Annotated in this window: 23 protein-coding genes and 1 pseudogene; 15 read left to right on the top strand and 9 right to left on the bottom strand. The window is 70.0% G+C overall.

All coding sequences use genetic code 11. The annotated features are described in order from the left end of the window. Positions 1–59: 59 nt before the first annotated feature. Positions 60–608, bottom strand: coding sequence for a GtrA family protein (locus ACFP2T_RS01800; RefSeq protein WP_377416521.1), 549 nt, complete (start codon positions 606–608; stop codon positions 60–62). Between the two features lie 437 nt (positions 609–1045). Here ACFP2T_RS01800 and ACFP2T_RS01795 point away from each other — a divergent pair, with 437 nt between their 5' ends. From ACFP2T_RS01795 to ACFP2T_RS01780, 4 genes are all read left to right on the top strand, one after another. After that, positions 1046–2905, top strand: a complete 1860-nt coding sequence (locus ACFP2T_RS01795; RefSeq protein WP_377416519.1) for a phosphoenolpyruvate carboxykinase (GTP) — start codon at positions 1046–1048, stop codon at positions 2903–2905. A gap of 97 nt (positions 2906–3002) precedes the next feature. Next, positions 3003–3971 (top strand): hypothetical protein, encoded by a 969-nt coding sequence (locus ACFP2T_RS01790; RefSeq protein WP_377416517.1) that lies wholly within the window; start codon positions 3003–3005, stop codon positions 3969–3971. Between the two features lie 11 nt (positions 3972–3982). Continuing rightward, positions 3983–5131, top strand: a complete 1149-nt coding sequence (locus ACFP2T_RS01785; protein WP_377416515.1) for a geranylgeranyl reductase family protein — start codon at positions 3983–3985, stop codon at positions 5129–5131. A 17-nt stretch (positions 5132–5148) separates the two neighbouring features. Further along, positions 5149–5919, top strand: a complete 771-nt coding sequence (locus tag ACFP2T_RS01780) for an isoprenyl transferase (protein ID WP_377416513.1) — start codon at positions 5149–5151, stop codon at positions 5917–5919. 94 nt (positions 5920–6013) lie between these two features. Here the strand turns inward: ACFP2T_RS01780 and otsB are convergent, their stop codons facing one another. The 3 genes from otsB to ACFP2T_RS01765 all read right to left on the bottom strand — a co-directional run bounded on the left by otsB (position 6014) and on the right by ACFP2T_RS01765 (position 7933). Continuing rightward, positions 6014–6838 (bottom strand): trehalose-phosphatase, encoded by an 825-nt coding sequence (gene otsB / locus ACFP2T_RS01775; protein ID WP_377416511.1) that lies wholly within the window; start codon positions 6836–6838, stop codon positions 6014–6016. A 120-nt stretch (positions 6839–6958) separates the two neighbouring features. Further along, on the bottom strand, positions 6959–7330 hold the full coding sequence (locus ACFP2T_RS01770; protein ID WP_377416509.1) for a hypothetical protein: 372 nt from the start codon (positions 7328–7330) through the stop codon (positions 6959–6961). Between the two features lie 162 nt (positions 7331–7492). Beyond that, complete coding sequence (locus ACFP2T_RS01765; protein ID WP_377416507.1) at positions 7493–7933, bottom strand: helix-turn-helix domain-containing protein; 441 nt, start codon at positions 7931–7933, stop codon at positions 7493–7495. Between the two features lie 264 nt (positions 7934–8197). On the opposite strand from ACFP2T_RS01765, the gene ACFP2T_RS01760 reads away from it, so the two are divergent. From ACFP2T_RS01760 to ACFP2T_RS01735, 6 genes are all read left to right on the top strand, one after another. Then, the gene (locus ACFP2T_RS01760) at positions 8198–8542 is read left to right on the top strand and encodes a hypothetical protein (RefSeq protein ID WP_377416505.1); all 345 of its coding nucleotides are present in this window, start codon (positions 8198–8200) and stop codon (positions 8540–8542) included. Positions 8543–8771: 229 nt separating this feature from the next. Next, positions 8772–9104: a hypothetical protein gene (locus ACFP2T_RS01755; protein ID WP_192766946.1), complete on the top strand. Its 333-nt coding sequence runs from the start codon at positions 8772–8774 to the stop codon at positions 9102–9104. 451 nt (positions 9105–9555) lie between these two features. Next, a complete protein-coding gene (locus ACFP2T_RS01750; protein ID WP_377416503.1) occupies positions 9556–10974 on the top strand; it encodes a PhoH family protein in 1419 nt (472 codons plus the stop codon). A gap of 287 nt (positions 10975–11261) precedes the next feature. Continuing rightward, positions 11262–11951 (top strand): aggregation-promoting factor C-terminal-like domain-containing protein, encoded by a 690-nt coding sequence (locus ACFP2T_RS01745; RefSeq protein WP_377416501.1) that lies wholly within the window; start codon positions 11262–11264, stop codon positions 11949–11951. A 130-nt stretch (positions 11952–12081) separates the two neighbouring features. Next, positions 12082–12741, top strand: a complete 660-nt coding sequence (locus ACFP2T_RS01740; protein WP_377416499.1) for a rhomboid family intramembrane serine protease — start codon at positions 12082–12084, stop codon at positions 12739–12741. Positions 12742–12852: 111 nt separating this feature from the next. After that, positions 12853–13821 (top strand): NAD(P)/FAD-dependent oxidoreductase, encoded by a 969-nt coding sequence (locus ACFP2T_RS01735; RefSeq protein WP_377416497.1) that lies wholly within the window; start codon positions 12853–12855, stop codon positions 13819–13821. 113 nt (positions 13822–13934) lie between these two features. Here ACFP2T_RS01735 and ACFP2T_RS01730 read toward each other — a convergent pair. Further along, a pseudogene (locus ACFP2T_RS01730) lies at positions 13935–14621 on the bottom strand (TetR/AcrR family transcriptional regulator); the annotation flags it as partial. A 148-nt stretch (positions 14622–14769) separates the two neighbouring features. Between ACFP2T_RS01730 and ACFP2T_RS01725 the strand changes: the two are divergent. After that, positions 14770–15690, top strand: coding sequence for an NAD-dependent epimerase/dehydratase family protein (locus ACFP2T_RS01725; RefSeq protein ID WP_377416495.1), 921 nt, complete (start codon positions 14770–14772; stop codon positions 15688–15690). Positions 15691–15761: 71 nt separating this feature from the next. Here ACFP2T_RS01725 and glpX read toward each other — a convergent pair whose 3' ends face one another. Beyond that, positions 15762–16793, bottom strand: a complete 1032-nt coding sequence (gene glpX, locus ACFP2T_RS01720; RefSeq protein WP_377416493.1) for a class II fructose-bisphosphatase — start codon at positions 16791–16793, stop codon at positions 15762–15764. A 160-nt stretch (positions 16794–16953) separates the two neighbouring features. Between glpX and ACFP2T_RS01715 the strand changes: the two genes are divergently transcribed. Both ACFP2T_RS01715 and ACFP2T_RS01710 read left to right on the top strand, forming a co-directional pair. Beyond that, a complete protein-coding gene (locus tag ACFP2T_RS01715; protein ID WP_377416491.1) occupies positions 16954–17631 on the top strand; it encodes a DUF4245 domain-containing protein in 678 nt (225 codons plus the stop codon). An 83-nt stretch (positions 17632–17714) separates the two neighbouring features. Then, positions 17715–18518 carry a hypothetical protein gene (locus ACFP2T_RS01710; RefSeq protein ID WP_377416489.1) on the top strand — a complete coding sequence of 268 codons (804 nt, stop codon included), beginning with the start codon at positions 17715–17717 and terminating at the stop codon, positions 18516–18518. An 82-nt stretch (positions 18519–18600) separates the two neighbouring features. Here the strand turns inward: ACFP2T_RS01710 and ACFP2T_RS01705 are convergent, their stop codons facing one another. Beyond that, positions 18601–18840, bottom strand: coding sequence for an exodeoxyribonuclease VII small subunit (locus ACFP2T_RS01705; RefSeq protein WP_377416487.1), 240 nt, complete (start codon positions 18838–18840; stop codon positions 18601–18603). A 110-nt stretch (positions 18841–18950) separates the two neighbouring features. Continuing rightward, positions 18951–20177, bottom strand: a complete 1227-nt coding sequence (gene xseA / locus ACFP2T_RS01700; RefSeq protein ID WP_377416485.1) for an exodeoxyribonuclease VII large subunit — start codon at positions 20175–20177, stop codon at positions 18951–18953. Positions 20178–20311: 134 nt separating this feature from the next. Between xseA and ACFP2T_RS01695 the strand changes: the two genes are divergently transcribed. Together ACFP2T_RS01695 and ACFP2T_RS01690 are read left to right on the top strand one after the other, a co-directional pair. Next, positions 20312–21343 carry a 4-hydroxy-3-methylbut-2-enyl diphosphate reductase gene (locus tag ACFP2T_RS01695; protein WP_377416483.1) on the top strand — a complete coding sequence of 344 codons (1032 nt, stop codon included), beginning with the start codon at positions 20312–20314 and terminating at the stop codon, positions 21341–21343. A 65-nt stretch (positions 21344–21408) separates the two neighbouring features. Then, positions 21409–21837, top strand: coding sequence for a hypothetical protein (locus tag ACFP2T_RS01690; protein ID WP_377416481.1), 429 nt, complete (start codon positions 21409–21411; stop codon positions 21835–21837). 99 nt (positions 21838–21936) lie between these two features. Here ACFP2T_RS01690 and ACFP2T_RS01685 read toward each other — a convergent pair whose 3' ends face one another. After that, on the bottom strand, positions 21937–25200 hold the full coding sequence (locus ACFP2T_RS01685) for a S8 family serine peptidase (RefSeq protein ID WP_377416479.1): 3264 nt from the start codon (positions 25198–25200) through the stop codon (positions 21937–21939). Positions 25201–25408 lie beyond the last annotated feature (208 nt).

Here is a 25408-nt window from a genome sequence, read left to right as displayed (position 1 = left end):
AACACCTTAGGGCAGACGGGCGGGCCGGGTGCGCCGACCGTTCGACGGTGGGTCCCCGGTCACGGCCTTTTGTGACTCTGCGTGATCACCTCGGGCGCGTCCGACGCCGCCGGGCCGACGAAGACGAACCGCCGGTACGACCAGAACCGGAAGAACGTGCCCAGCGCGGCGCCGACGAAGTTCGCCGCGATGTTGTCGGCGACCAGTGACTTGAACACGCCGGGCCAGATGCTGCCCAGCCCGTAGTGGCTGATGGCCAGGCAGGCCAGGCCGATCCCCAGACCGACGGCGTTGAAGAGGAAGTACAACGAGTACTCGCGGGCCATCCCGGACCGTTCCCGGTGTCGCCAGGTCCAGAACCGGTTGCCGACGAAGGCGACGGTCGCCGCGATGACGGTGGAGAACGTCTTCGCGGTCAGCGTCTCCCAGCCGAGACTCGCGTTGGCGTAGTTGAACAGCACGAAGTCCACCGCGAAGGCCACGCCGCCGACCATCCCGAACTTGCCCACCTCGTGGATGAGGTGGCCGAAACGGTCCAACAGGGTCCGAAAGAAGCCGTGCCGTGCGCCCGGAGGGGAAGGTTGTTCGCCGGTGGCGGTCGAGGACACGGGTTGAGCCTACCGGTTGAGGGTCCTCCTCACGGCCCGCTACGGGCGACTCGCGGGCGGGGCCGCCCCACCGGACGAACCGCCCGTACGGGCAGTAGTGGCGATCCGGGTCCGTCCACGGACGACGCCCGGGCCGCGCGGGAGTTTCGGGTGTGACACCAGGGTCGGTTGGCGCCGCGGAAACACCGTGAGGATGTCGTGACGCAATGCAATGACCCTGAAGGATTTGCGTGAAACTGCGCGTGGGAGCGGGGAAAAAATCGAATTGCCGCAGCGCACCCGCATCTTGTGCAGTTCTTCACAACCAGTCTCGCTGCCGTCAACCTCCATTCGGTTTACGCTGACGGAAATCCCAGGCTTTCGACGGCGACGCGGTCGCCGGCCCGCAGGCACCGCGCGCCCTGTAATCGGTCAGCGTCGACCAAAGGAGATATCTCATGGCCGCTCCGGCTACCATCCGGGGTCTCGATCAAGCTCCGACAAGGCACTCGAAACTACTCGCCTGGGTCAAAGAGGTCGCCGAACTCACCAGCCCCGACCAGGTCGTCTGGGTCGACGGCTCGGAAGCGGAATGGAAGCGGCTGACCGACGAACTGGTCGACGCCGGCACCCTGGTACGACTCGACCCGGCCCGCAAGCCCAACTCCTTCTGGGGACGTACCGATCCCTCCGATGTGGCCCGGGCGGAAGACCGGACGTTCATCTGCTCGGTGGACGAGGCGGACGCCGGCCCCACCAACAACTGGATGGCGCCGGCCGAGATGAAGCGCGTCATGACGGACCTCTACCGAGGCTCGATGCGCGGCCGCACGATGTACGTCATTCCGTTCTGCATGGGCCCGCTGGAGGCGGAGAAGCCCATGTTCGGGGTGGAAATCACCGACAGCCCGTACGTGGTCGCGTCCATGCGCATCATGACCCGGATGGGCACGAAGGTGCTGACCGGGATGGGGGACAACGCGGACTTCGTCCAGGCGCTGCATTCGATCGGTGCCCCGCTGGAGCCGGGCCAGGCGGACGTGGCATGGCCCTGCAACGACACCAAGTACATCTCGCACTTCCCGGAGAGCCGGGAGATCTGGTCCTTCGGTTCCGGCTACGGCGGGAACTCGCTGCTCGGCAAGAAGTGCTACTCGCTGCGGATCGCCAGCGTGATGGCCCGGGACGAGGGCTGGCTGGCCGAGCACATGCTGATCATGAAGCTCACCTCGCCCGAAGGCCGGGTGCACTACATCGCGGGGGCGTTCCCGTCCGCCTGTGGCAAGACCAACCTGGCCATGCTGGAACCGACCATCCCCGGCTGGAAGGTCGAGACCATCGGCGACGACATCGCCTGGATGCGGTTCGGCGAGGACGGCCGGCTCTACGCGGTCAACCCCGAGTTCGGATTGTTCGGCGTCGCGCCGGGCACCGGCTGGAAGACCAACGCCAACGCGATGCGCACCATCGACCTGGGCAACTCCATCTTCACCAACGTGGGTCTGACCCCCGACGGTGACATCTGGTGGGAGGGCATGAGCGAGCCGCCGGCCCACCTCGTCGACTGGAAGGGTCGGGACTGGACGCCGGAGAGCGGCGAACTCTCCTCGCACGCGAACAGCCGATTCTGCACCCCGCTGCTGCAGTGCCCGATCGTGGCCGACGAGTTCAACGACCCGCACGGCGTACCGATCGACGCGATCCTGTTCGGCGGGCGGCGTAAGGACACCATCCCGCTGATCACCGAGGCCCGGGACTGGGTGCACGGCGTCTACATGGGAGCGACGCTCTCCTCGGAGACCACCGCCGCGGCCTCCGGCGAGGTCGGCGTGGTCCGCCGGGACCCGATGGCGATGCTGCCGTTCATCGGCTACCACGCCGGGGACTACTTCCGGCACTGGATCGAGATGGGCAAGGGCACCGACGGCGACGAGGCCAAGCTGCCGAAAATCTACTACGTCAACTGGTTCCGCAAGAACGCCGACGGCGACTTCATCTGGCCCGGCTTCGGTGAGAACTCGCGGGTACTCAAGTGGATCGTCGAGCGACTGGAGGGCCGGGGCGACGCGGTCGAGACGCCGATCGGTTTCGTACCCACGGTCGACGCGTTGGACGTCAACGGGCTCGACATGGACATGGAGAACCTCCGGATCGCCATGCGGGTCGACGTCGAGGAGTGGCGCGACGAACTGCCCATGATCAACGAGTGGTTCGAGAAGTTCGGTGACAAACTGCCGGGCGTCCTCTGGGCCGAACTGGACGCCCTCCGCGCCCGCCTGGACGACGAAGCCATCCGCGTCGGAGTGGACCAGAGGTAAGGAAGGGCCCCCTATTATCGTTTTCGGTTGTAGAAGGGCCCCTTCCTAACACGTCGCCCGGGTGTGCGGCTCGCCCGTACCGGGCATCATCGAGGGCATGACGACGGCCGCCGAGACCACCGTCCGGCGGCCGTCCGCCGTTCGCGTCCTGACCTGGCTGCTCGCGGCGACCGCCGCGGCCACCGTCGTGGTCGACCTGATCAACTGGTGGTACGCCCCGGACCGCGGCTTCGGTCTGGCGGTACGCAGCGGCTGGGCCCTGCTGCGTACGCTCGGCTTCCTGATCCTGATCTGGCACGTCCGGCGGGCCCGGGCCGGGGCTCGCCCGCTCGGGCTGATCCTGGCGGTGACCACGGTGTTCGCGGTCGGCCGGTTGATCGTTCCCCGGGCCGGTGTGCCCGCCCTGCCGGGACTGCTCGGCTTCGCCGCACTGACCGCGCTCTGCGCCGGGGTGGTGTGGTTGCTGTACCGGTCGGCGTCGGTACGGGAGTACCTGGTCCGGCACCCCAACCGGCTGGTGGTGGACCGGCGCGGCGTCTCGTGGCAGGAGGTCGCCCCGCGTCGGCCCCCGGTCGCGGGCTGGCTGCTCACCGCTCGGGTCGCGGCTTTCACCTACGCCCCGCTGACCCTGGTGCCCGCTCTGGTGGCAATCGGCACGATCCTCGACGGCCGGCTGGTCGCCGCGCCTACGGTGGTGCTGTGGTTCGTCGTCGGCATCGGGGTCAGCTACGCGGTGCTGTTCAGCACGTTCTTCCTGCTCCGGGGCAAGCGATGGGCTGGCGGGCTGCTGGTGCTGATCACCGTACTGGTGCTGCTGGTCGATCTGCCGCTGTGCTGGGCGCTACTGGGCGTCGACGGGCTGGTCCGGGACGGTGGACCGTTGGTGGCGGCAGCGGCGCTGACGCTGTACGCGCTGCACCGGGCCAACCGGGCCAACCAGGCCGGCAGGGCCGCCGAGGCGGACGGCACCGCGGGCGGCTCACCGGGTACGGGCTCGACGGGTACGGGTCCGCCGGATGCCGGCGCGGCGCCGACGGGTTCGCCGGTCGCCGCCCGGCCCGGATGAGGTGAGCGACCGTGGAGACGGTCGACGTCGCGGTGGTCGGTGCGGGTCCGGCCGGAGCCAGCGCCGCACTGGCGGCCCGGCGGGCCGGGGCGGACGTGCTGGTGCTGGACCGGGCCGACTTTCCCCGGGACAAGGCGTGCGGGGACGGCATCGCCGCGCACGCGCTCGACGTACTGGCGGAACTGGGGGTTTCCGACGCGGTGGCCGGCTACCGGCCGGTGCCGGCACTGCGGCTGGTCGCGCCCGGCGGCGGCCAGGTGGCGCGGGCGCTGCCCCGCCCGGCGTACACGGTGCCCCGGCGGGTCTTCGACGCCCGGCTGGTGGCGGCGGCGCTGGCGGCCGGGGCCCGGTTGCGCCGGCACACGGTACGCCGGATCGAGTGCCAGGCCGGTCTGGTGGTGCTCGACGGCACGCTGGCGGCCCGCGCCGTGGTCGGCGCCGACGGTGCCGGCTCGGTGGTCCGCCGGGCGCTGGGCCACGGCGCGAACCCGGACGGGCATCTGGCGCTGGCCATCCGGGGGTACGCGCCGACGGCTGGCGGCCCGATGGAGCAGCGGATCATCACGTCGGCGGCGCACTGGCCGGGCTACGCCTGGTCGTTCCCGATCGGCGACGGGCGGGCGAACGTCGGCTACGGCGAGGTGTTGGCCGGTCGGCCGCTGCGCCGGGCACAACTGCTGGACCGGCTGACCGCCCTACTGCCCGAGGTGGAACCGGACACCGTCACCCAACTGCGGGCACACCACCTACCGCTGTCGACCCATCGTCCGGCGCCGGGCCGGGGTCGGATCCTCCTGGCCGGGGACGCGCTGTCACTGATCAACCCGTTCACCGGGGAGGGAATCTTCTACGCGGTCCTGTCCGGCTCCCTGGCCGGTGCGGCCGCCGCGGGCTTTCCGGACACGGCGGCCGACCGGTACGCCAGCGCGCTGCGCCAGCGGCTGGGCCGGCACCTGCGGCACAGTTCGGCGGTGGCCTCGCTGGCCCGTCGACGACCGGTCGTCGACGCGGTGGTCCGATCCGCGGAACGGGACGCCCGGGTCTTCCGGGTCCTGGTCGAGTTGGGGCTCGGCGACGGCCGGCTGGACGTCCGGACATTGACCAGGATCGCCGGTGTCGCGGCCGGCTCGGTCTCCCGGCACTTCCGTCAGCGAATTTGATCGGTACGCTGCAGGGGATGAGTCTCCGGGACCTTATCTACTCGGTGTATGAGCGACGTCTGACGGCGACGCTCGCCGGTAAGCCCGTGCCGAAGCACGTCGGGGTGATGTGCGACGGCAATCGGCGGTGGGCCAGGGAGATGGGGTTCGTCGACCCCAACGACGGGCACCGGGTCGGCGCAGCCAAGATCAAAGACGTGCTGGGCTGGTGTGACCAGGCCGGCATCGGGCACGTCACGCTCTACCTGCTCGCCACCGACAATCTGCGCCGGCCGGCCAGTGAGCTGGATCCGCTGGTGCAGATCATCGAGGATCTGGTCGTCGAGCTGGCCGAGGAGGGCAACCCCTGGCGGCTGCGGATGGTCGGCGCGCTCGACCTGCTGCCGGCGCAGACCGCGGCCGCGCTCAAGTCGGCCGAGGAGCGGACCCGGGACAGGGTCGGCGGGGCCCAGGTCAACATCGCGGTCGGCTACGGCGGCCGGCGGGAGATCGCCGACGCGGTGCGGTCGCTGCTGTACGAGCACGCGGCGGCCGGCGGCACCATCGAGGAACTCGCCGAGGTGCTCGACGTCGAACACATCGCGGAGCACCTCTACACCCGGGGGCAGCCCGACCCGGACCTGGTCATCCGGACCAGCGGCGAACAGCGGCTCTCCGGTTTCCTGCTCTGGCAGTCGGCGCACTCCGAGTTCTACTTCTGCGAGCTGAACTGGCCCGACTTCCGGCACGTCGACTTCCTGCGCGCCCTGCGGTCGTATGCCAACCGTCAACGCCGGTACGGCGCGTAGTCGGTCGTACGCCAACCGTCAGCGCCGGTACGGCGCGTAGCCGGTCGGGCGCGAGCCGGCCCGGAGCACCCCAGTCGGTCCAGGCGCCGTGGTGTCACGTCAGCCGGTGCACGGCCTCGGTGAGGAAGTCGCCGAGCGCCTCGGGGGACTCGATGGTCAAGTCGGCGGCGGTGGAGACCTCGTCACCGGTCTCCGGGTTCGCGACGGCGACGCAGACCCCGAAGAAGTCCGGATCGGCCGCCTCACGGGCCCTCAGCGCCGCGAACGCCTTGATGTCCGAGACGTCGTCGCCGAAGTACCACGCGCAGCCGGCGGAGCGCACCGCCTCGCCGATCACCATGCCCTTGTCCCGGTCGACGGGTGGCTTCAGCTCCAGCACCATCCGCCCGACCTGTACCCGCAGGCCCAGCCGATCGGCCTGGATCCGCCCCCACCGTTCGATCTCAGGGGCCAGGTGCGGTGCGGTCCGGTAGTGCAGGGCCACGGAGAGCCGCTTGTACTCCACCAGGGCGCCCGCCGGTAGCTCGGCGCGGGCCCGGTCGGAGAGCTCGGCCATCGTCGGTACGAAGGGCAGCGCGGCCTCTTCGGTGATCGTCTCGCCAGAGGCGTGCAGGTGTTCGAGCCCGTACAGCCCGTACAGGTCCACCCCGTCGAGACCGGCGAAACGGTCTCGGAGGAACTCCACCGGTCGGGCGGAGACGATCGCCACCCGCTGCACCACCTCGGTGAGCGCGTTGATCGCGGCGAGGGCCTTCGGCGCCGGTTCGACGGTTGTCGGATCGTCTCTGACCGGGGCGAGAGTGCCGTCGAAGTCGAAAAAGAGGACGCAGCGCTCGGCCCGCTCGGCGGTCGCCCGCCATGCCTGCTCCGCAGTCAGGGGACGGGTCGGGGGCTGGTTCCCCGGGTTGATCGGCGGCACGGGCGTCAGCGTACCCCGGTGGATTGCCGCCGCAGATGTCGAAGTGAAAACCTCTCACCCGTCGAGGCGGCAACCTCGTCCGTCGCGGCGGCAATCCCCGTGGTCGAAGCGAATTCCCCCTCAGTCGTCGCCGCCGAGCACGGCCCGTCGTCCGTGCAGCCTGGGGCCGATCGGCACGACCGCGGACTCCTGGCCGCGGCTGAGCAGATAGCCCTCGACGAAGCCCGAGTTGCGGTCGCCGGCGTTGTGGTCGAGTTCGTTGAGCCGGGTGATGAGAAATTCGGTGAGCGCGGTGATCCGCGCGTCGAGCCGTTCGTGGAGATCGGCGACCACGGCCAGGACGGTGGCGGCGCCGGCGGCGGTGATGGCGAGCACGTTCACGAGGAACGGCACCTGGTCACCGCCCTGCACCGTCTCGACCACGACGTTCGCGGTGACGCACAGGGTCAGGGAGACCGCCGCTACTACAACTGCCATCCATTTCAGGGTCATGGCTAGACCCCTCCTTCTGTCCCGCAGGGCTGGGTTCGGCCTTGTCCCGTCCCCCCGCCGACGACGAGCCCAAGCAGTACGAAAAGGCACGTTAGCGCGTTGATTTGTCTCCCGGAGTGAGGATGGATGAGTAGCATGCGCGAAGTTGCGCCATTTGAGTAACTACCCCACTTGCTTCCGCCCTTTTCGGACTTCTACGGGCAGTACGGGGCGATACGCCAGATATCGGATGGTTTCCCTGATGTGGAACTTCTCCGCGTCCGACACGTTCGGATTCACCAGCCGACGGAGCAGTGCCTCCACGTCCGGATCCATCGGCGGAGCGCTGGGAGCCGGCCGGGACGGGGTGGCGCGGTCCCAGCCGAGCACGCCGAAGGCGACGGTCGGATCGAGTCCCAGACCCTCGCAGAACGCGACCACCCGCTCGGCTTCCGGGTCGCTGGCCCACTCGCCGCGTACCCAGCGGTTGATGGTCTGGCGCGACACGCCGGTACGCCGGGAGACCTCCGTGCCCGTCCAGGCGCGGGTGGCGCGGGCGTCGTCGAGTGCCTTCCGCACGAAGGCGGCAAAGGCGATCTTCCGTCCGTGGGCGCGGTCCGGCACGCGGTGACGGTACGACCAGCCGCCCGATTTCGCAGGTGCCGGCACTGATTTGTACTGCGTGCGTGACAAGGGTTCATGTTTCCCGGGGGCGCCACTGTTGCTTGTGTCGAGGGGTATCACGTGGCAACAATAGGTGTGCGCAGGTGTGGGGGTAATCAGACGAAGAGCTGATACTGTCACGCGTGTGGGACTATTTACGGTATGTCTCGTGTATGAGACGTTTCGTGCTCACGAGGGTCACGCCTTCGTGACAGGAGGAGTCCGGTGACCGAACTAGCAACCCGGGCCCAGGCATTTGGCCTGATCGCCGACGGCGTCGCCGCCGGCCTCAGCGCGCCGTGGCGGTTGTACCTCGCCCGCGGCTGTCGCTACCTCTCGCTCAACGTCGGTGACCGCGCGGAGTGGAACTCGTGGCGTACCCATCTCGGCTGTCCGGAGTTGAGCGTTCGGGTGTACGACGCGGGCGGCGAGATCCGACGGGCCTCCGTCGCGGAGGTCGTACTCGACGGTTGTCGGATCAGCGTCGAGTTGGTGGAGGAGGTGAGCACGGACGATCTCGACCGGTTGCTCATCTCCGACCCGACCTCCCTCGACCCGGAGGAGACATGAGCGAGCGGAGCGAGCGAACCGGCCAGCTCGGTGGTCAGGCTCATGACGACGCCGGGCGCAGCGAGGTGGCGGCAATGAGCAGTCGCGCCGTCAGCTCGGTAGATGACAACCCATGACGACGAGCGCAGCGAGGAGATGGCGTGAGCAGGACTGGCACAGCGGCGGCCCGGAGAGGAGATGCGCCCGGTGACATGCGGTACGTCGACCGGCACCAGGGTGGGGTGACCGGGTGAGTCCGTTCTTCGTGGTATTCCTCCTGTTGCTGCTCGCCTCGTCCAGCTATGCGGTGGGGCGGCTGCACGGTCAACTCAGCTACCGGCTCGGTTACCGCTTCGGTTACCGGCAGGGCTATTTCGACGGCGACCGGGGGGCCTGGAACCGTCGGCGTCGCGAGGCGCAGGCGGCTATCGCCTCGGTGTTGGCGGTGCCATCACCCACCACACCGCACAACGTCCACACCGTCGTAGGTCAGGGAACGACGTATACGGGCGCCTCTTTCGCGGGGACCGCGACCAACGGCGGACGGCACTCCACCGACGCCCTCGCCGGCCGAAATGTCTGACCGGTGGCGCGATGGGGTGAGCGGTCACCCGCGAACACGGTGCGGAGGTCCGTTCCGGACCCGCACCGTCGGGATCACCTCAGACCGGTGATGGTGATCCCACCGGCCGGGATGCGCGCAGGGGGCATGCATCCCGGCCGGTCCACCGGCTGTCGGAACGGCCGGTCCACCGGCGGTCGGAACGGCCGGTCCACCGGCTGTCGGACGGGGGTCCGCTGCCCGGAGACCCGGCCGGATCCGGCCCTCCGTGCCGAGTCGCACAGCCGTTCGCCCTAGCCCAAGCCGGCATTTCCCGGTTAGCGTCTACCCATGGCTCGGGGTCATCCCGGGCCAGCCGGCCGGCCCGGACCTTGCGACAGCACGCCACGGGGCCCGCATCCGACCCCGTGTCTCCGGGCACCGGACGAGGCGGAACGCGGGTGTACGGGTGCACATCCGCCGGAGCAGGCCTGTGACGACTCGCCGTACCAACCCTCGGGCCGACGACCAGAACCCGACCGCCAGCAAAGCACCGAGCCGAGCCAGGGGCGGACGCCGGACCAAGACGGCGGCACCGGCCGCCAGTGCGGAGCCCGCACCATCTTCCCGGGCGTATGTTCTGGACACCTCGGTCCTGCTGTCCGATCCCGGCGCCTTCCACCGGTTCGCCGAGCACGAGGTGGTGGTGCCACTCGTGGTGATCTCCGAGTTGGAGGGGAAGCGGCATCATCCGGAACTGGGTTGGTTCGCCCGGCAGTCCCTGCGAATGCTCGACGACCTGCGGGTCCGGCATGGGCGGCTGGACCAGCCGGTGCCGGCGAACGAGGCCGGCGGCACGCTGCGGGTGGAGCTGAACCACGCCGATGACGGCGTACTGCCGCCGGGTTTCCGCAACGAGTCCAACGACACCCGGATCCTGTCGGTGGCGCTCAACCTGGCCGCGGAGGGTCGGGCGGTCACCCTGGTCAGCAAGGACATGCCGCTCCGGGTCAAGGCCGCGTCCGTCGGCCTGACCGCCGACGAGTACCGGCACGGCCAGGCCAGCGACCCGACCTGGACCGGGATGGCCGAGCTGGAGTTGGGGGAGGAGCAGGTCAACCGGCTGTACGACGACGCGGCGCTGGACCTGGACGCCGCCGCCGGCCTGCCCACGCACACCGGTCTGGTGCTGCACTCGCCGCGCGGCTCCGCCCTCGGTCGGGTCCTGTCGGACAAGACCGTGCGGCTGGTTCGTGGTGACCGGGAGGCGTTCGGGCTGCGCGGCCGTTCGGCGGAGCAGCGGGTGGCGCTCGATCTCCTGCTGGACGAGTCGATCGGCATCGTCTCGCTGGGTGGCCGGGCCGGAACCGGGAAGTCGGCGCTGGCCCTCTGCGCCGGCCTGGAGGCCGTGATGGAGCGCGGGCGGCACAAGAAGGTCATCGTGTTCCGTCCGTTGTACGCGGTCGGCGGCCAGGAACTCGGTTATCTGCCCGGTTCGGAGGCGGAGAAGATGTCGCCCTGGGCCCAGGCGGTCTTCGACACCCTCGGCGCGGTGGTGCACGAGAACGTGATGGACGAGGTGTTGTCCCGGGGGATGTTGGAGGTCCTGCCGCTGACCCACATCCGGGGGCGCAGCCTGCACGACGCCTTCGTGATCGTCGACGAGGCCCAGTCGCTGGAGCGTGGGGTGCTGCTCACCGTGCTGTCCCGGGTGGGCCAGGGCTCCCGGGTGGTGCTCACCCACGACGTCGCCCAGCGGGACAACCTGCGGGTGGGTCGGCACGACGGGGTGACCGCGGTGATCGAGGCGCTGAAGGGGCATCCGATCTTCGCGCACGTCACGCTGACCCGCTCGGAGCGGTCGCCGATCGCCGAGGTGGTCACGGATCTGTTGGAGGACATCCCGCTGTAGGAGCTGACTTAGCGGTTTTTGCCCCTTCCCGTGGCGATATAGGGCGTGATGCAAGTCACAATAATCGCAACCGGTTTCCCATGGGCCTCACCTTGCGCAATGGTGTCCTTCGAGCGTCCAACGTCCTCCGGCATCGGCACGCATGAGTTGTCCGGAGGTGGCGGCACCGATCGGTAAGCAGCCGGTCGGGGTCACGACCCGGCAGGGTCGGGGCGCTCGCGGCGTGACCAGGGACCTTTGCGGGTCCCACCGCGCCGTGTCCTTGCCCCCGACGAAGGGACCACTTCGTGAGTCGGCCGTGGAGCCGGTTCGGTGTCCGGGGACTTGCCGTCGCGTTGCTCCTGGGGGGCGTCGGAGGCGGCTACTACCTGGGCGAAGACCGCGAAGCGCAGCAGCACAGCATCGATGCCGAGTCGGCGGCCGACGCGCAGCAGGCCGAGTGGGACCTGCTGCGCCAGCGGCACGCCGCACACATCGTTGCCACCGCCGAGCAGCGCGCCGCCGCTGCCGAGGCCGCCCGTAAGGCGGACGAGATCGCTCGGGCCGCTGCGGCACGGGCCAAGAAGGCGGAGGAAGCGGCGAGCCGGAAGCGGGAGCGCGAGAAGCAGGAGAAGGAAGAGGCCGAGCAGGCGACCAAGCCGTACACCGGGCCGATCCCCGCCTCCTGCAACGAGTACAGCGGCAACCGGAAGATCGGTTGTGCCCTGATGCTCGAAAAGGGCTTCGAGATCGCCGAGATGCCCTGCCTGGACAAGCTCTGGACCAAGGAGAGCGGCTGGAACCACAAGGCCGAGAACAAGTCGTCCGGCGCGTACGGCATCCCGCAGGCGCTGCCCGGCAGCAAGATGGGTTCGATCGCCTCCGACTGGCGGACCAGCCCGGCGACCCAGATCAAGTGGGGGCTGGGGTACGTCAAGGGGAGGTACAAGACGCCCTGTGGCGCCTGGACGTACTTCCAGAACAACGGCTTCTACTGAGCGAGTCTCTCGAAGGGGTGCGAACCGACCGGTTCGCGCCCCTTCGGTGTTTCCGGGGCCGATGGGGTTTCTCGGCCGGCTCGGAGCGCTTGACTGGCGGCTGGGCCGCATAGCTGATAGCAACATGGGGGTGACGTTTGATCCGTTGTCCCGCGGCAGCGACCCCAACCGGTTCGGCACCGAGGCGTTCTACGCCGCACTCGGCCGCGCCTTCGTGGCCATGTGCGCCGTCGTACCGCTGCTCTTCGTGATCGAGGCGCTCGACGTCTGGCTGAACGCCGGATTCGACACCACGGCCGGGATCATCCCCCGCCACATCGACGGACTCGACGGCATCTTCTTCGGGCCGTTCCTGCACCACGGATTCGACCACCTCTACAGCAACAGCGTGCCGCTGATCCTGCTCGGCACCTTTGTACTCGCCACCGGCGCGCGCCGGTTCCTCTACTCGACCCTGCTGATCATGTTCGTCAGTGGGCTCGGGGTGTGGATCACGGGCTCGCCACAGTCGATCGTGGTCGGAGCGAGCGGCGTGATCTTCGGGTACCTGGGTCTGCTGCTCATGCGCGGCATCGTCGAGCGGAGCTGGTGGAATCTGGGCGTCGTCGTACTGGTCGGCCTGCTCTACGGCTGGCAGCTGCTGGGAGTGCTGCCCACCGACGAGCCGATCTCCTGGCAGGGGCACCTCTTCGGATTCTGTGGCGGGCTGGTGGCCGCGATCCTGTTCCGGCGGCGCCGGCCGCGCGACGACGATCCGTACCGGTCGGAGTCCACGTTGACCCTTCCCTGACCGGGGGACACCCGCCGGTGGGACGGCTATTGCTTCGATGCCCGTTGTCCGCCTACGGTCGGATCAGCACAGCTGTTGATCAGTCCGTAGGCGGAGAGCGACGGTGGGCACATGCGTGAGGTCGATGTCGCCATAATCGGGGCCGGCCCCACCGGACTCTTCGCGGCGTACTACGCGGGATTCCGTGGCCTCTCGGTCGCCGTCATCGACGTGTTGCCGGAGCCCGGCGGACAGGTCACCGCGATGTACCCGGAGAAGATGATCTACGACGTCGCCGGGTTCCCGTCGATCAAGGGACGCGACCTGGTCGCCAACCTGGTCACCCAGGCGGCGACGTTCGGACCCGAATACCTGCTCGGGGTACGGGCGGAGAAGCTGTCGTACCTGGACGGCAAGCCGGTGCTGAGCCTCGCCAGCGGCGACATCCTGCGGTGCGGCGCGATCATCGTCACCGCCGGCCTGGGCAGTTTCACGCCACGCCCGCTGCCGGCCGCCGAGAACTTCGTCGGGGGCGGCATCGTCTTCTTCGTACCGCACCTCGCCGACCTCGCCGGGCAGGACGTGCTGATCGTGGGTGGCGGCGACTCGGCGTTCGACTGGGCGCTGGCCCTGCAACCCCTGGCCAGGTCGGTCACCCTGGTCCACCGGCGGGAGAAGTTCCGGGCCCACGCGGCCACCGTGGACCGGGTGCGGGACCTGCCGGTACGGATCGTGGTCAACGCCGAGGTGACGAAGCTGCACGGCGACGGTGCGGTGACCGGGGCGGACATCGCGGTCAAGGGTGCGGAGGTCGAGACCGTCCCGGTCGACACCGTGGTCGCCGCGCTGGGTTTCACCGCCGACCTCGGCCCGCTGACCGAATGGGGTCTCGCGCTCGACAAGCGACACATCCTGGTCGACAGCACGATGGTCACCAACCTGCCGCGGGTCTTCTCGGCCGGTGACATCACCGAGTACCCGGGCAAGGTGCGGCTGATCGCCACCGGCTTCGGCGAGGCCGCGACGGCGGTCAACAACGCCGCCGTGGTGATCAACCCTGCCGCCCACCTGTTCCCCGGTCACTCCTCCGACGCGGGCTGACCCGGCTCGTCCGGCCCGCCGGGCTGACCCGGCTCGTCCGGCCCGCCGGGCCGACCCGGCTCGTCCGGCCCGCCGGGCCGACCCGGCTCGTCCGACCCGCCCGGTGTTCCCTCCGGCAGGCCGGCGAGGTCGGCCATCATCCGCATCTGGTGGTCGAAGTACGGCTCGCGGTCCTCGATCACCTGTGCCAGCCGACCGAACACCTCGAAGTTGACCAGGCCGAAGAGTTGGCTCCAGCCGGCCAGGCACCGGGCCAGGTGCTCCTCGGTGAGGGTGGTGGGTCGCTGCTGGAGCAGCCGGCTCAGGTCGGCGCGGACCGGCGGCGGTGCCGGGGTGCCGACCGGTGGGGCGAGCCGTCCGGCGGCGGCCCCGTCGACCAGGACCTCCGCCAGTGCGAAGACCACCCGCTGTGCCGGAGCCACGGTTTCGTCCGGCGCCGCGTACCCGGGCACCGGGCTGCCGTAGAGCAACGCGTACTCGGCGGGGTTGGCCAGCGCCCAGGCCCGGACCGCGTGGCTGACCGCCAGCCAGCGTCCACGCAGGTCGTCGCGGGCCACCGCCGCGTCGGCGGCGTCGGCGGCATCCCCCAGCGCCTGGTACGCCTCCACGATCAGCGCGGTGAGCAGCGCGTCCCGGCTGGGGAAGTACCGGTAGATGGCTGACGAGACCATGCCGAGGTCCCGGGCGACGGCCCGGAGCGAGAGGTTGGCGCCGTCGGTCGCGAGATGCCGCCGGGCAACGGCCTTGATCTCCTGGGTCAGTTCGGCGCGGACCCTGGCCCGGATCGATGGTGCGGACATGCCGCAACCCTGCCACATCCCGACGACTTTCGAGAGCGTTGTTTTGAAACGAGAGCAGTGCTCTTGACGTCGACTCGTTCCTGGGGCAGGCTTTGAGGAGTCGAGAGCACTGCTCTCGAATCAGATAGCCGATCCAAGGAGCGATGGAATGGCACTACAAGTGATCGTCGGCGCGGGCCCGGTCGGGCGGTCCGTCGCCCGGCTGCTCGTCGAGCGGGGCGACCGGGTGCGACTTGTCAGCCGGCGGGGATCCGGGCCGGAACATCCCGGGATCGAGCGGATCGCGGCCGACGGCGGTGACCAGGAACGGCTGACCGAGTTGGTCGACGGTGCGGCGACGCTCTACAACTGTGCCAACCCCGCGTACCACCGCTGGCCGACCGACTGGCCGCCGATCGCCGCGGCGGTGCTGACGGCGGCGGAACGCACCGGGGCGGTGCTGGCCGTCACCAGCAACCTGTACGGCTACGGCCCGGTGGACGGCCCGATGACCGAGGACACCCCGATGCGGCCGCCCGGCGCGAAGGGGCAGGTCCGGATGCGGATGTGGCAGGACGCGTTGGCTCTGCACGAGGCGGGCCGGATCCGGATGACCGAGGTACGCGGTTCCGACTACCTCGGCGCGGGGGCGCAGACCGCGTTCACCGTCCTCGTCGTACCGAAGGTTCTGGCCGGCCGGCGGGCGTCGATACCGGCCGACCTGGACGCCCCGCACACCTGGACGTACATCGGCGACGTGGCCCGGACGCTGGTGGCGGCGGCCGACGACGAGCGGGCCTGGGGGCGGCCCTGGCACGTGCCCAGCCAGCCGCCGGCCTCGGTCCGGCAGTTGGCGGTCCGGCTCGCCGAGCTGGCCGGCGCGTCCGCGCCCCGGCTGACCTCGATGCCGGCACCGCTGCTCTGGCTCGGCGGGCTGTTCGACCCGACCGCGCGGGAACTGCGGGAGACGGCGTACCAGTTCCGCCGGCCGTTCGTGCTGGACTCCTCGGCGGCCACCGCGACCTTCGGCATCACGCCGACGGAGCTGGACGACGCGCTCCGGGAGACCGCCGGGCCCGCACCGGCCTGACCTCGGCCGGCGGCCCGACGGTCGGCCGCTGAACGCGTCGCCAGCGGCCTTCCGGCTCCCCGGCTCCCGGGCTACTCCTGCTCGGCCAGCGGCCGGCCGTCGAAGTCGACGGCGGAGTAGAGCGCCAGCTTCTCCAGCCGGTGGTAGGAGTCGATCACCCGGATGGTGCCGCTCTTGGAGCGCATCACGATCGACTGGGTGTACGCCCCACCGGAGCGGTAGCGCACCCCACGGAGCAGGTCGCCGGAGGTGACCCCGGTGGCGACGAAGAAGGCGTTGTCGCCGGTGACCAGGTCGTCGGTGCTGAGTACCCGGTCGAGGTCGTGTCCGGCGGCGATCGCCTTCTCCCGCTCCTCGTCGTCCCGGGGCCAGAGCTTGGCCTGCATCGCCCCGCCCATGCACTTGAGTGCGCAGGCGGCGGTGATGCCCTCCGGCGTACCGCCGATCCCCATCAGCACGTCGACGTCCGACTCGCCCCGGGCGGCGGCGATGGCGCCGGCGATGTCACCGTCGCTGATGAACCGGATGGCGGCGCCGGCCCGCCGGATCTGCTGGATCAGGTCCCTGTGCCGGGGGCGGTCCAGGACACAGACCGTGACGTCGGAGATGTCGGTCTTCTTGACCTTCGCGATCCGGCTGAGGTTCTCCGACACTCCGGCGTTGATGTCGACGACGTCCGCGTAGACCGGGCCGACCGCGAGCTTCTCCATGTAGAAGACGGCGCTCGGGTCGAACATGGCTCCGCGTTCGGCCACCGCCAGCACGGCCAGGGCATTCGGCATGCCCTTGCTCATCAGCGTGGTCCCGTCGATCGGGTCCACCGCGACGTCGACCTCCGGCCCGCTGCCGTCGCCGACCTGCTCCCCGTTGAACAGCATGGGGGCGTTGTCCTTCTCACCCTCGCCGATCACCACGACGCCGCGCATCGGGATCGAGTTGATCAGCTTGCGCATGGCGTCGACGGCTGCTCCGTCGCCGCCCTCCTTGTCGCCCCGGCCGACCCATCGACCGGCGGCCATCGCCGCCGCCTCGGTAACCCGGACCAGGTCGAGGGCCAGGTTACGGTCCAGGTTCTGCGGTACCCGGGTTCTGGTGTTGGTCATGTGGGCTCCTCCTCGCGACACTGCGGGGTGGGCCGGCACACAGCGCGGCGCGCGCCGCCGCCGGCTTTGTCAGGGATCCTGACACGCTGGTCAACTTAACGCTGGTTCGGGGGGCTGGTGGCCCAGATCGCGGTAACCGGTGAGCTGTCAAGATGGTGGGGTGAACTCCGCTCAGTCTGCCGGACCTGCCCCGGATGACCGCCTCTCGGACGTGGCCGCCCCGGCGGACCCACCCCGAACAGGAGAACCGGCGTCGCCCGCCGAGGGTGCGCCGGACGGATCGGAACGGCTCGTGGAACCGGATGCGGAACAGGTGGTGCCGACCGCGATCCGCTCGCAGCGATCGACGAAGGACATCGTCATCTCGCTGCTGGTGCTGCTGGTGCCGATCGCTCTGGTGCTCGGCTTCGGCCGGGTCTTTCTCGGTGCCGACCAGCCGACCGTGGTCGACCCGGCCCCGGTGATCCAGCAGGCCAGGGCCGCCAACGCCTTTCCGGTCAGCGAGCCGACCGGCCTGGCCGACGAATGGCGTACGGTCCGGGCCGACTTCACCCGGGGCGACTCCGGTGCGAGCCTGCGGATCGGGTACCTGAGCCCGGACGACGGCGGCCTCCAACTGGTGCAGAGCAACATCCCGGCCGAGAAGTTGCTGCCGGCCGAGTTGACCGAGAGCGGCCGGCCGCAGGGGGCGACCGAGCTGGGCGGGCGGAGCTGGCAGCGGTACACGGCCCGCCCCGGCGAACTGGCACTCGTCCTGTTGGAGCCCGACCGCACGGTGGTCGTCGTCGGCCGGGTACCCGAGGCTGATCTTCGCCAGATAGCGCTTTCCCTGCGCTAGTCCTACCGCGACGGTAGGCTGCGGCGGCTTTGAGATAACGGTGGGTATAGGCCCACCGGGCCGCTTTCTGGGGAGGATCGACCGTGACCATCCGACGGTGGGGCATCGCCACGCTCGCTGCCGCGACCCTGTTCCTGCCGGGCCTGACGGCCTGCGGGACGCAGGGCGCCGACCAGGGCTCCAGTTCTGGGTCGCCGGCCATCCCGGCCGACGCCAAGGAGGCGCTGCTCGCGTCCACCAAAGAAATCACCAAGGGCAATTTCCGGTTCACCATGAAGGGCGCCGAACTGGACGGCGCGGGAACGGTGCACCTGCCCAGCAAGAGCGCCCAGATGACCATGAAGGCCGGTGACGCCGAGTTCTCCATGGACATGGAGATCATCTACATCGAGCCGGACAGCTGGGTGAAGATGTCCATCAAGGGCGCCGAGGGCGTGCCGGGCCTGGAAAAGCTGAACTCCGGCAAGTACCAGCACCTCGACCAGTCCAAGATCGCGGATGCCGAGGGTCTGGGCTTCGACTTCAAGGACGTCGACCCGGCGGGCAGCGAGGCGCTGACCAAGGCGATCGTCGACGTACAGGAGACCGGTGAGGGCGCCTACAGCGGCACCATCGACCTGACGAAGGCGACCGACGCGGGCATGGTCGACGAGGACGCGGTCAAGGGCCTCGGTGCCGAGGCGGCGAAGCTGCCCTTCGAGGCCAAGCTCGACGCGGAGGGCCGGCTCGCCTCGATGACCATCAAGATGCCGGCCATCGGTGGCGGCACTCCGCAGGACCTGACGGTCAGCTACTCCGACTACGGGTCGGCCGTACCGGCCAAGGCGCCGCCGGCCGGCGAGACCGTCGAGGCGTCCCCCGAGACGTACGATCTGTTCAACAAGTGATCGGTGCCGGTTGGGGCGGCCGAGGCCGCTCCACCCGGCGAACCGACAGCATCGCTTCCACCCGGCGAACCGACAGCAACGCTCAGGTCGAACCGCTGGTCTCCCGCGCCTGCCGGACGGCGTCGATCCGTTGCCGGGCACCGTCGAGCCAGCCCTGGCAGATCTCCGCGAGGCGCTCACCCCGCTCCCACAGCGCCAGCGACTCCTCCAGCGAGGTTCCACCGGCCTCCAGCCGCTCTACCACCGAGGCCAGCTCCGCCCTGGCCTGCTCGTAGCTGAGTCCGTCACCCGGTTCGCTCGCGCGCTTTTCCGCATCAGTCATGGTGATCCCATCTCAGCACACCGCCGTGTGGTGCGCCGTCGCGCCAAGCCGGGTGGAAGTGTGAGCAGGGGGCCCTTCTTCTACAAAAAGCGATAAGAAGGGGCCCTTCCTTACACCTGTGGCTCGGCGATTGCGGTTAGTTCGCCCTGGGCGAGGCGTAGTCGCAGGGGGTCACCGGCGGTTACGTCGGCGCTGGCGCGTACGACGTGTCCGTCGGCGCGCTGGACGATGGCGTACCCCCGGTGCAGGGTGGCGGCGGGGGAGAGGGCGCGAAGTCGTGCCACGGTGTGTCGCAGGTCTCCGGTTGCGGTGCCGAGGCGGTGCTCGACGCACCGGGCGGCGCGGTCCCGCAGGGCCGTCACCTCGGCGTTGCGTTGGTCGAGGAGCACCTCGGGGCGGGCCATCGCCGGGCGTGACCGCCACGCGTCGAGGCGGTGCGACTCCCGCTCGACGAGTCCGACGACCGCCCGGTCCAACCGGTCGCGGGCCATCCGGATCAGCCGGGTCTCCTCGCCGAGGTCGGGGACGATCCGCTTGGCGGCGTCGGTCGGAGTGGAGGCGCGCAGGTCGGCGACGTAGTCGACCAGCGGTGTGTCGGTCTCGTGGCCGATCGCGCTGACCACCGGAGTCCGGCAGCCGAAAACCGCCCGGCACAGGGCCTCGTCGGAGAAGGGAAGCAGGTCCTCCACGCCGCCGCCACCCCGGGCCAGCACGATCACGTCGATGCCCGGGTCCGCGTCGAGGACCTTCAGCGCGTCGAGAATCTGCGGTACGGCGGTGGGACCCTGCACCGCCACGTTGACCGTACGGAACTGGACGGCGGGCCAGCGGCGCTGGGCGTTGGTCAGTACGTCCCGCTCGGCGGCCGACGCCCGACCGGTGATCAGCCCGATCCGGTTGGGTAGGAAGGGCGGCCGGCGTTTGCGGGACCGGTCGAACAGGCCTTCGGCGGCGAGCAGTTTCTTGAGCTTCTCCAGCCGGGCCAGCAACTCGCCGAGGCCGACCTGCCGGATCTCGTCGGCGCGCAGGCTCAGCGTGCCGCGCGCCGCGTAGAACTCCGGCTTGGCGTGCAGCAGTACCCTGGCCCCGTCGGCCAACTCCGGCGCACCGGCGTCCAGCACGTCCCGATTGGTGGTGACGGTGAGGCTGAGGTCGGCCGACGGGTCGCGCAGGGTGAGGAAGACCGTCGCCGCTCCGGGGCGTCGACTGATCTGCGCCACCTGACCGTCGACCCACACCCAGCCCAGCTTGCCGATCCAGGCGCTCAGCTTCTGACTGACCACCCGGACCGGCCACGGCTCTTCGGGAGTGCTGCGCGGGGCGCCGGATTCGGTCATCCGGTCAGCCTAAGGCCGGCTCCGCACCGACCTCGCGTGCCGGTCCCGCACCGACCTCGCGGCTCCGGCTCTGGCCAGGTACGGCGGCGGCGCTGGCTCCGAGCGGAGCCAGCGGCGGAACGTAGACTGGACGGGTGACCGAGGCTCAGGCGACATCCCAGACCGGCAAGCGTGTCCTGTTGGCCAAGCCCCGCGGCTACTGTGCCGGCGTCGACCGCGCCGTGCAGACCGTGGAGGAGGCCCTGAAGCTCTACGGGGCGCCGATCTACGTCCGGAAGCAGATCGTGCACAACAAGCACGTGGTTTCCACCCTGGAACGGCAGGGCGCCATCTTCGTGGAGGAGAACGAGGAGGTGCCGGAGGGCTCGATCGTGATCTTCTCCGCGCACGGCGTGGCGCCGGAGGTCTACGAGCAGGCCAAGACCCGGTCACTGCGGGCCATCGACGCCACCTGCCCGCTGGTCACGAAGGTGCACCACGAGGCGCGACGATTCGCCGCAGACGATTACGACATTCTGCTCATCGGTCACGAAGGGCACGAAGAGGTGGTCGGCACCGCAGGCGAGGCGCCGGCACACATCCAGCTCGTCGATGGTCCGGACGACGCCGACAAGGTGACCGTACGGGATCCTTCGAAGGTGGTCTGGCTGTCCCAGACCACCCTGTCGGTGGACGAGACCATGGAGACCGTGGCCCGGCTCAAGCGCCGGCTCCCGCTGTTGCAGTCGCCACCGAGCGATGACATCTGCTACGCCACCCAGAACCGCCAGCACGTGGTCAAGGAGATCGCCGCCGACTGCGACGTGGTGATCGTCGTCGGCTCCCGTAACTCGTCGAACTCCGTACGCCTGGTAGAGGTGGCGGTGGACGCCGGTGCCCGAGCCGGCTATCTGGTGGACTACGCGTCGGAGATCTCCGACGAGTGGTTGGTCGGGGCCGACACCGTCGGCCTGACGTCCGGGGCGAGCGTGCCGGACGACCTGGTCATGGAGGTGCTCGACCACCTTGCCGCGCGCGGCTTCGCCGACGTGACCGAGGTGACCACTGCGGACGAGCGCCTCACCTTCGCCCTGCCGCAGGATCTCAGGCGGGACATGAAGGCCGCCGCGGCGGCCCGGGCGGCGGACCGGCCCGCCGGGTTGGCGACGAGCACCGCCAACGGCTGAGCACCGACCGGCTACCGGGTGCGTACCGGCGGAACGGCCGGCGTGGCGTACGCGTCTGATATCTCATGAAGACGCCGTGGATCGCCGTGTCCGCCCTGGTCGCCGGGTTGGCCCTCAGCGCCTGCGGATCGACCGAACCGAACCCGAGTGAGCCGGGAGGAAGTCCTGTGACCCCGCCCGCGTCCGCCCAGCCGGATCCCACCGGTCCGACCGACCCCGGTCCGACCCGCCCCGCCGGCCCACCGTCGAAGCCGGGCACCCCGACCCCGCGTGGCGGCGCCCCGTCGGGCGGTACGACCACGCTGAGCGGGACGGTGCAGGCGGGCGTCGAGGCGAACTGCTTCCTGCTGGACGGTTACCTGCTGGTCGGCGGCCCCCGCGAGGTGATCACCGCCGGTGCGCGGGTGACGGTGACCGGTGAGGTGCGCGCCGGCCTGATGACCACCTGCCAGCAGGGCATCCCGTTCGTGGTGCAGAGCGCCACCCGGGGCTGACCGGACGGGTCGACGGCCCGGTCGCCCGCCCGGCACCCGGAGGTCGTACGGCACGGAGCCCGCCCCGGGACGGGACGGGCTCCGTCGGTTACCGGGTCGTCAGTTCACGGCGCTGATCGTCACGATGGCGTTGCCGACCACCGCACCCTCGACGGTGACCACTCGCAGTTCACCGAAGAGTTGCCGGCCGGCGGCCGGCGCGGCCTGGGCGGTCACCGAACCGTTGATCACGGTGCCTCCGCCGTACGCCAACGAGGTGTAGGTGGGCGGCGCCGACAGGCTGCCCAGCGCGGGCGAGAGGAACGAGTCGCGGTAGTCGAACTCGGTCGTGCCGGCCGGCACCGAGTACCCGTCGACCTCGATCTCGTAGACCCCGGCCGCCGGGTTGGCCAGCGAGACGACCTCCTCCGAGTCGCCGTCCGCGTCGTACGCCACCCGTACGCCGTCCTTGAAGACGTACAGGTCGAGGTCGGCGCCGATGTCGCTGGTGTTGCCGATCGCCACGTCGAACCGGCTCGCCCCGGCCGGCACCGTCACCTCGTACACCAGCACCCCGCCCTGCGCGATGGAGGGTCGGGAGTTGACCGCGCTGCCGAGCGGCCCGCCGGTGCCGGTCACGGTGACCGGACCGAACTCGTTGTCGAGCTGCCAGCTCACCGGGGTGGACTGCCCGGCGACCACGCTCGGCAGTTCCAGCGTGGGCGGATCCACCGCGACACCCTGGACCCGGGCCTGCACCTGGTACGGGTTCTCCAGCAGCGGCGACGTACGCCTCGACTCGACCTCGATCTCCCAGATGCCCGGCGTCGGGTTGTCGTACGACCGTTCCTCCGGCTTGCAGACGGCCGCGTCGGAGAAGTTGGTGAAGCAGGCCGTACTGGCGTTGTCGTCCATCGGAACCCCGTACGGGTCGATCGCGATGAACCGGGTCTGCGAGCCGGGGGCGATGCCGGTCAGGTTGACCTGCAACGATCCCGCGCCCTCCGGCACGGTGACGAAGTAGGACCGGAACAGGTTGCGGTCCACGTTGCCGCCGGCCGAGAAGGAGAAGTCCTTCTTCTTCGGCACGTTGGCGATCGCCACGGTGTTGAGGAACTCGAAGTCCACGGCCGGGGTGGCCGGGTCGTCGACCTCCATGATCGCGCTGTGAACGCCCTCACCCGCCTTGACCTCGACGGTGAAGGTGACCGTCTTGTTGAGCGGCAGGATCAGGTTCTTCGGCGCGTTGCGGTACACGTTGGCGTTGCCGATCCACCGGACCGCGTGCTTGATGTCCTTCTTCGGTCCGCTGGTACGGGTGAGCTTGACGGTGTACTTCCGCATCACGTTGGCCCGCTGGCCACCCTCGGTGATCGCGCACCGGTTGTAGATGCCGGTGCCCCGGTCGGGGGTCGCGAGGTGGTCCGAGAGTGGCGTGCAGACCGGGGCGCTGACCGTGTAGTCGCGGGTCTCGATCGGTGCGCCGGCCAGCAGTTCCCAGGCGCCCGGCACGTTGAGCTGGCCGTTGCCCTGGCCGTGCGCGGGTACGCCGTCGATCCAGCTCGCCGACGAGTAGACGGCCCGGCGCAGCGCGGCCGGGCTGACCTCCTTGCCGTTGGCCTTCGCGGCCGAGAGCAGCAGGGCGAGGCCGCCGGTGACCTGCGGCGAGGACATCGAGGTGCCGTTGGCCATCTGGTAGCCCGGCGGCAGCGGGTAGCCGGCCTCCGCCACCGGGTTGCCCGGCAGCCAGGTCGGCGTGGTCGAGATGGCCGCGCCCGGTCCGGTGATGTTCGGCTTGAAGCCGCCGTTCTCCAGCGGCCCGCGCGAGGAGAAGTAGAGCAACTGGTACGGGGTGCGGGTCTCCGAGCCGTAGTTCGCCAGGTAGGTCTCCTGGCTGATCGCGGCGGCCACGCTTATCACGTCGGTGACCGTCGACGGGTCGCCGATGGTGTTGATGCCCGGCCCCGAGTTGCCGGCCGAGAAGACCAGTTGGACGCCGAAGTCCCGGATGAGTCGGGTGTAGAGCTCCGCCCGCAGGTCGCTGCCGTCGTTGAGCTGTCCGAGGCCACCGATCGAGACGTTGACCACGTCGACACCCCGGTTCACCACCAGGTCGGTCAGGCCGTCGGTCAGCGCGGCGTAGCTGCAGCCGCCGCCCCAGACGCAGGCGCGGGCCGAGACCAGTTTGGCGCCCGGAGCACCACCGTCGAGGTTGGGGTTGCCGAACATGTCGTTGGCGGCGGTGATTCCGGCGACGTGTGAGCCGTGCTCGTCCTCGACCAGGCCGATGTTCACGAAGTCGTACGTCCCGGGGAGCCCGCCGGAGGTGGTGTCGACGTCCTCGCGGAACTCGACGACGAACGGGACCTGTTCGCGTACCGGGGTGCCGGGGTTGTCGCTGCCGAACTGGCCGATGTCGTAGCGCTCGCCGTACGGGCGCATGACGGCGTCGTCGGTGAAGTTCAGGTTCTGGTTGGCGTCCACCCGGATGTCGTTGCTGGCCGGGTCGTAGAGGATGCCGAACAGGTCGGTGGTGTCGCCGTCGCGGTTGATGTCACCCGCCGGTGGGCTGCCCGCGGTGATCGCCTCGGCGAACCGGTTGATCCGGTAGGTGCCGGCAGGGGCGGTCCAGGTGCCTCCGGCGTAGCTGAAGCTCGGGCCGGTGACCGTGTCGCGCATGATGCGCCAGGTTCCGTCGCCGTCGGCGAACGGGTGGGTGGCGGTGAACCAGTCCACTATCTTGCGTTCCCCGGTGGACGTGGTCTGCAGGGCGGGGTGGCCGAGGTCGACGCCGGTGTCCAGGATGCCGATGGTGACGCCCCGGCCGTCCCAGGTCGGGTGCGCGGCCTTGAAGTCCACCGCGCCGATCTCGTGGGTCGGCATGTACGGGTTGGCCGCCGGGGTGTCCGGGCCGGGGCCGGCGACCGCGGCGCGGGTCCGCGCGGCGGTGCGGGCCGGGGTCGGCTCGGGGACGGGCATCTCGATCTTGTCGTCGAGGTCGACGGCGGCGACACCGGCGATCGACGCGGCGGCGAGGACGGCCGAGGTGGGAACGCTGGTACGCAGGTAGCCGACCTCGTCGACGCGGGTCGCGATCGTGCCGCCGAGTTTCCGCAGCGCGGCGACGACGCCGGCCGATTCGCCCTCGTCGGTGGCGATCAGCAGCGTCACCCTCGGCTCGTCCCGGGACTTCGCCTCGGTGAGCAGTTCGAGGTCACGTGGCCCCAGGCTCTCGGCGGAGCTGGTCTTCTGGGCTTCGGGTCCGGCGGTCGGGTCGGCACTCGCCGGTCCGGCGCCGCCGGCCACGGTCAGGCTGCCCAGCACCACGACCGAGGCGAGCAGCCCGGCCGAGGTACGCCGGCGCCATGCACGGGATCTACTCACGTCTTGTCCTCCGGGAGAACAGGGCCCTGCAGAGCAGGACGCACGTGAACGAAATCCTTCGCCGCACTGCGTGTGCGTGTCACTACCGATCCGGGCGTTGTGACCAGCCCGTAACCATGAGCGGACCGGCGGCCGGTGGGATCGGACGGATCGGTGTGGATAACTGTCTGATCGGGGGTATCCGGATACTCCGATGAGGAGTGTGCGC

The sequence above is a fragment of the Plantactinospora solaniradicis genome, assembly GCF_042658085.1.
GTDB lineage: Bacteria > Actinomycetota > Actinomycetes > Mycobacteriales > Micromonosporaceae > Plantactinospora > Plantactinospora solaniradicis.
Note: the sequence above shows the minus strand (reverse complement) of the source record. Positions and strands in the feature narration are given on the sequence as shown.

Excerpts from the sequence above, each read along its gene's own strand:
- ACFP2T_RS01795 (WP_377416519.1), top strand. The coding sequence starts at position 1,046 with ATGGCCGCTCCGGCTACCATCCGGGGTCTCGATCAAGCTCCGACAAGG.
- ACFP2T_RS01790 (WP_377416517.1), top strand. The coding sequence starts at position 3,003 with ATGACGACGGCCGCCGAGACCACCGTCCGGCGGCCGTCCGCCGTTCGC.
- ACFP2T_RS01780 (WP_377416513.1), top strand. The coding sequence starts at position 5,149 with ATGAGTCTCCGGGACCTTATCTACTCGGTGTATGAGCGACGTCTGACG.
- ACFP2T_RS01770 (WP_377416509.1), bottom strand. The coding sequence starts at position 7,330 with ATGACCCTGAAATGGATGGCAGTTGTAGTAGCGGCGGTCTCCCTGACC.
- ACFP2T_RS01735 (WP_377416497.1), top strand. The coding sequence starts at position 12,853 with ATGCGTGAGGTCGATGTCGCCATAATCGGGGCCGGCCCCACCGGACTC.
- ACFP2T_RS01725 (WP_377416495.1), top strand. The coding sequence starts at position 14,770 with ATGGCACTACAAGTGATCGTCGGCGCGGGCCCGGTCGGGCGGTCCGTC.
- glpX (WP_377416493.1), bottom strand. The coding sequence starts at position 16,793 with ATGACCAACACCAGAACCCGGGTACCGCAGAACCTGGACCGTAACCTG.
- ACFP2T_RS01705 (WP_377416487.1), bottom strand. The coding sequence starts at position 18,840 with ATGACTGATGCGGAAAAGCGCGCGAGCGAACCGGGTGACGGACTCAGC.
- xseA (WP_377416485.1), bottom strand. The coding sequence starts at position 20,177 with ATGACCGAATCCGGCGCCCCGCGCAGCACTCCCGAAGAGCCGTGGCCG.
- ACFP2T_RS01690 (WP_377416481.1), top strand. The coding sequence starts at position 21,409 with ATGAAGACGCCGTGGATCGCCGTGTCCGCCCTGGTCGCCGGGTTGGCC.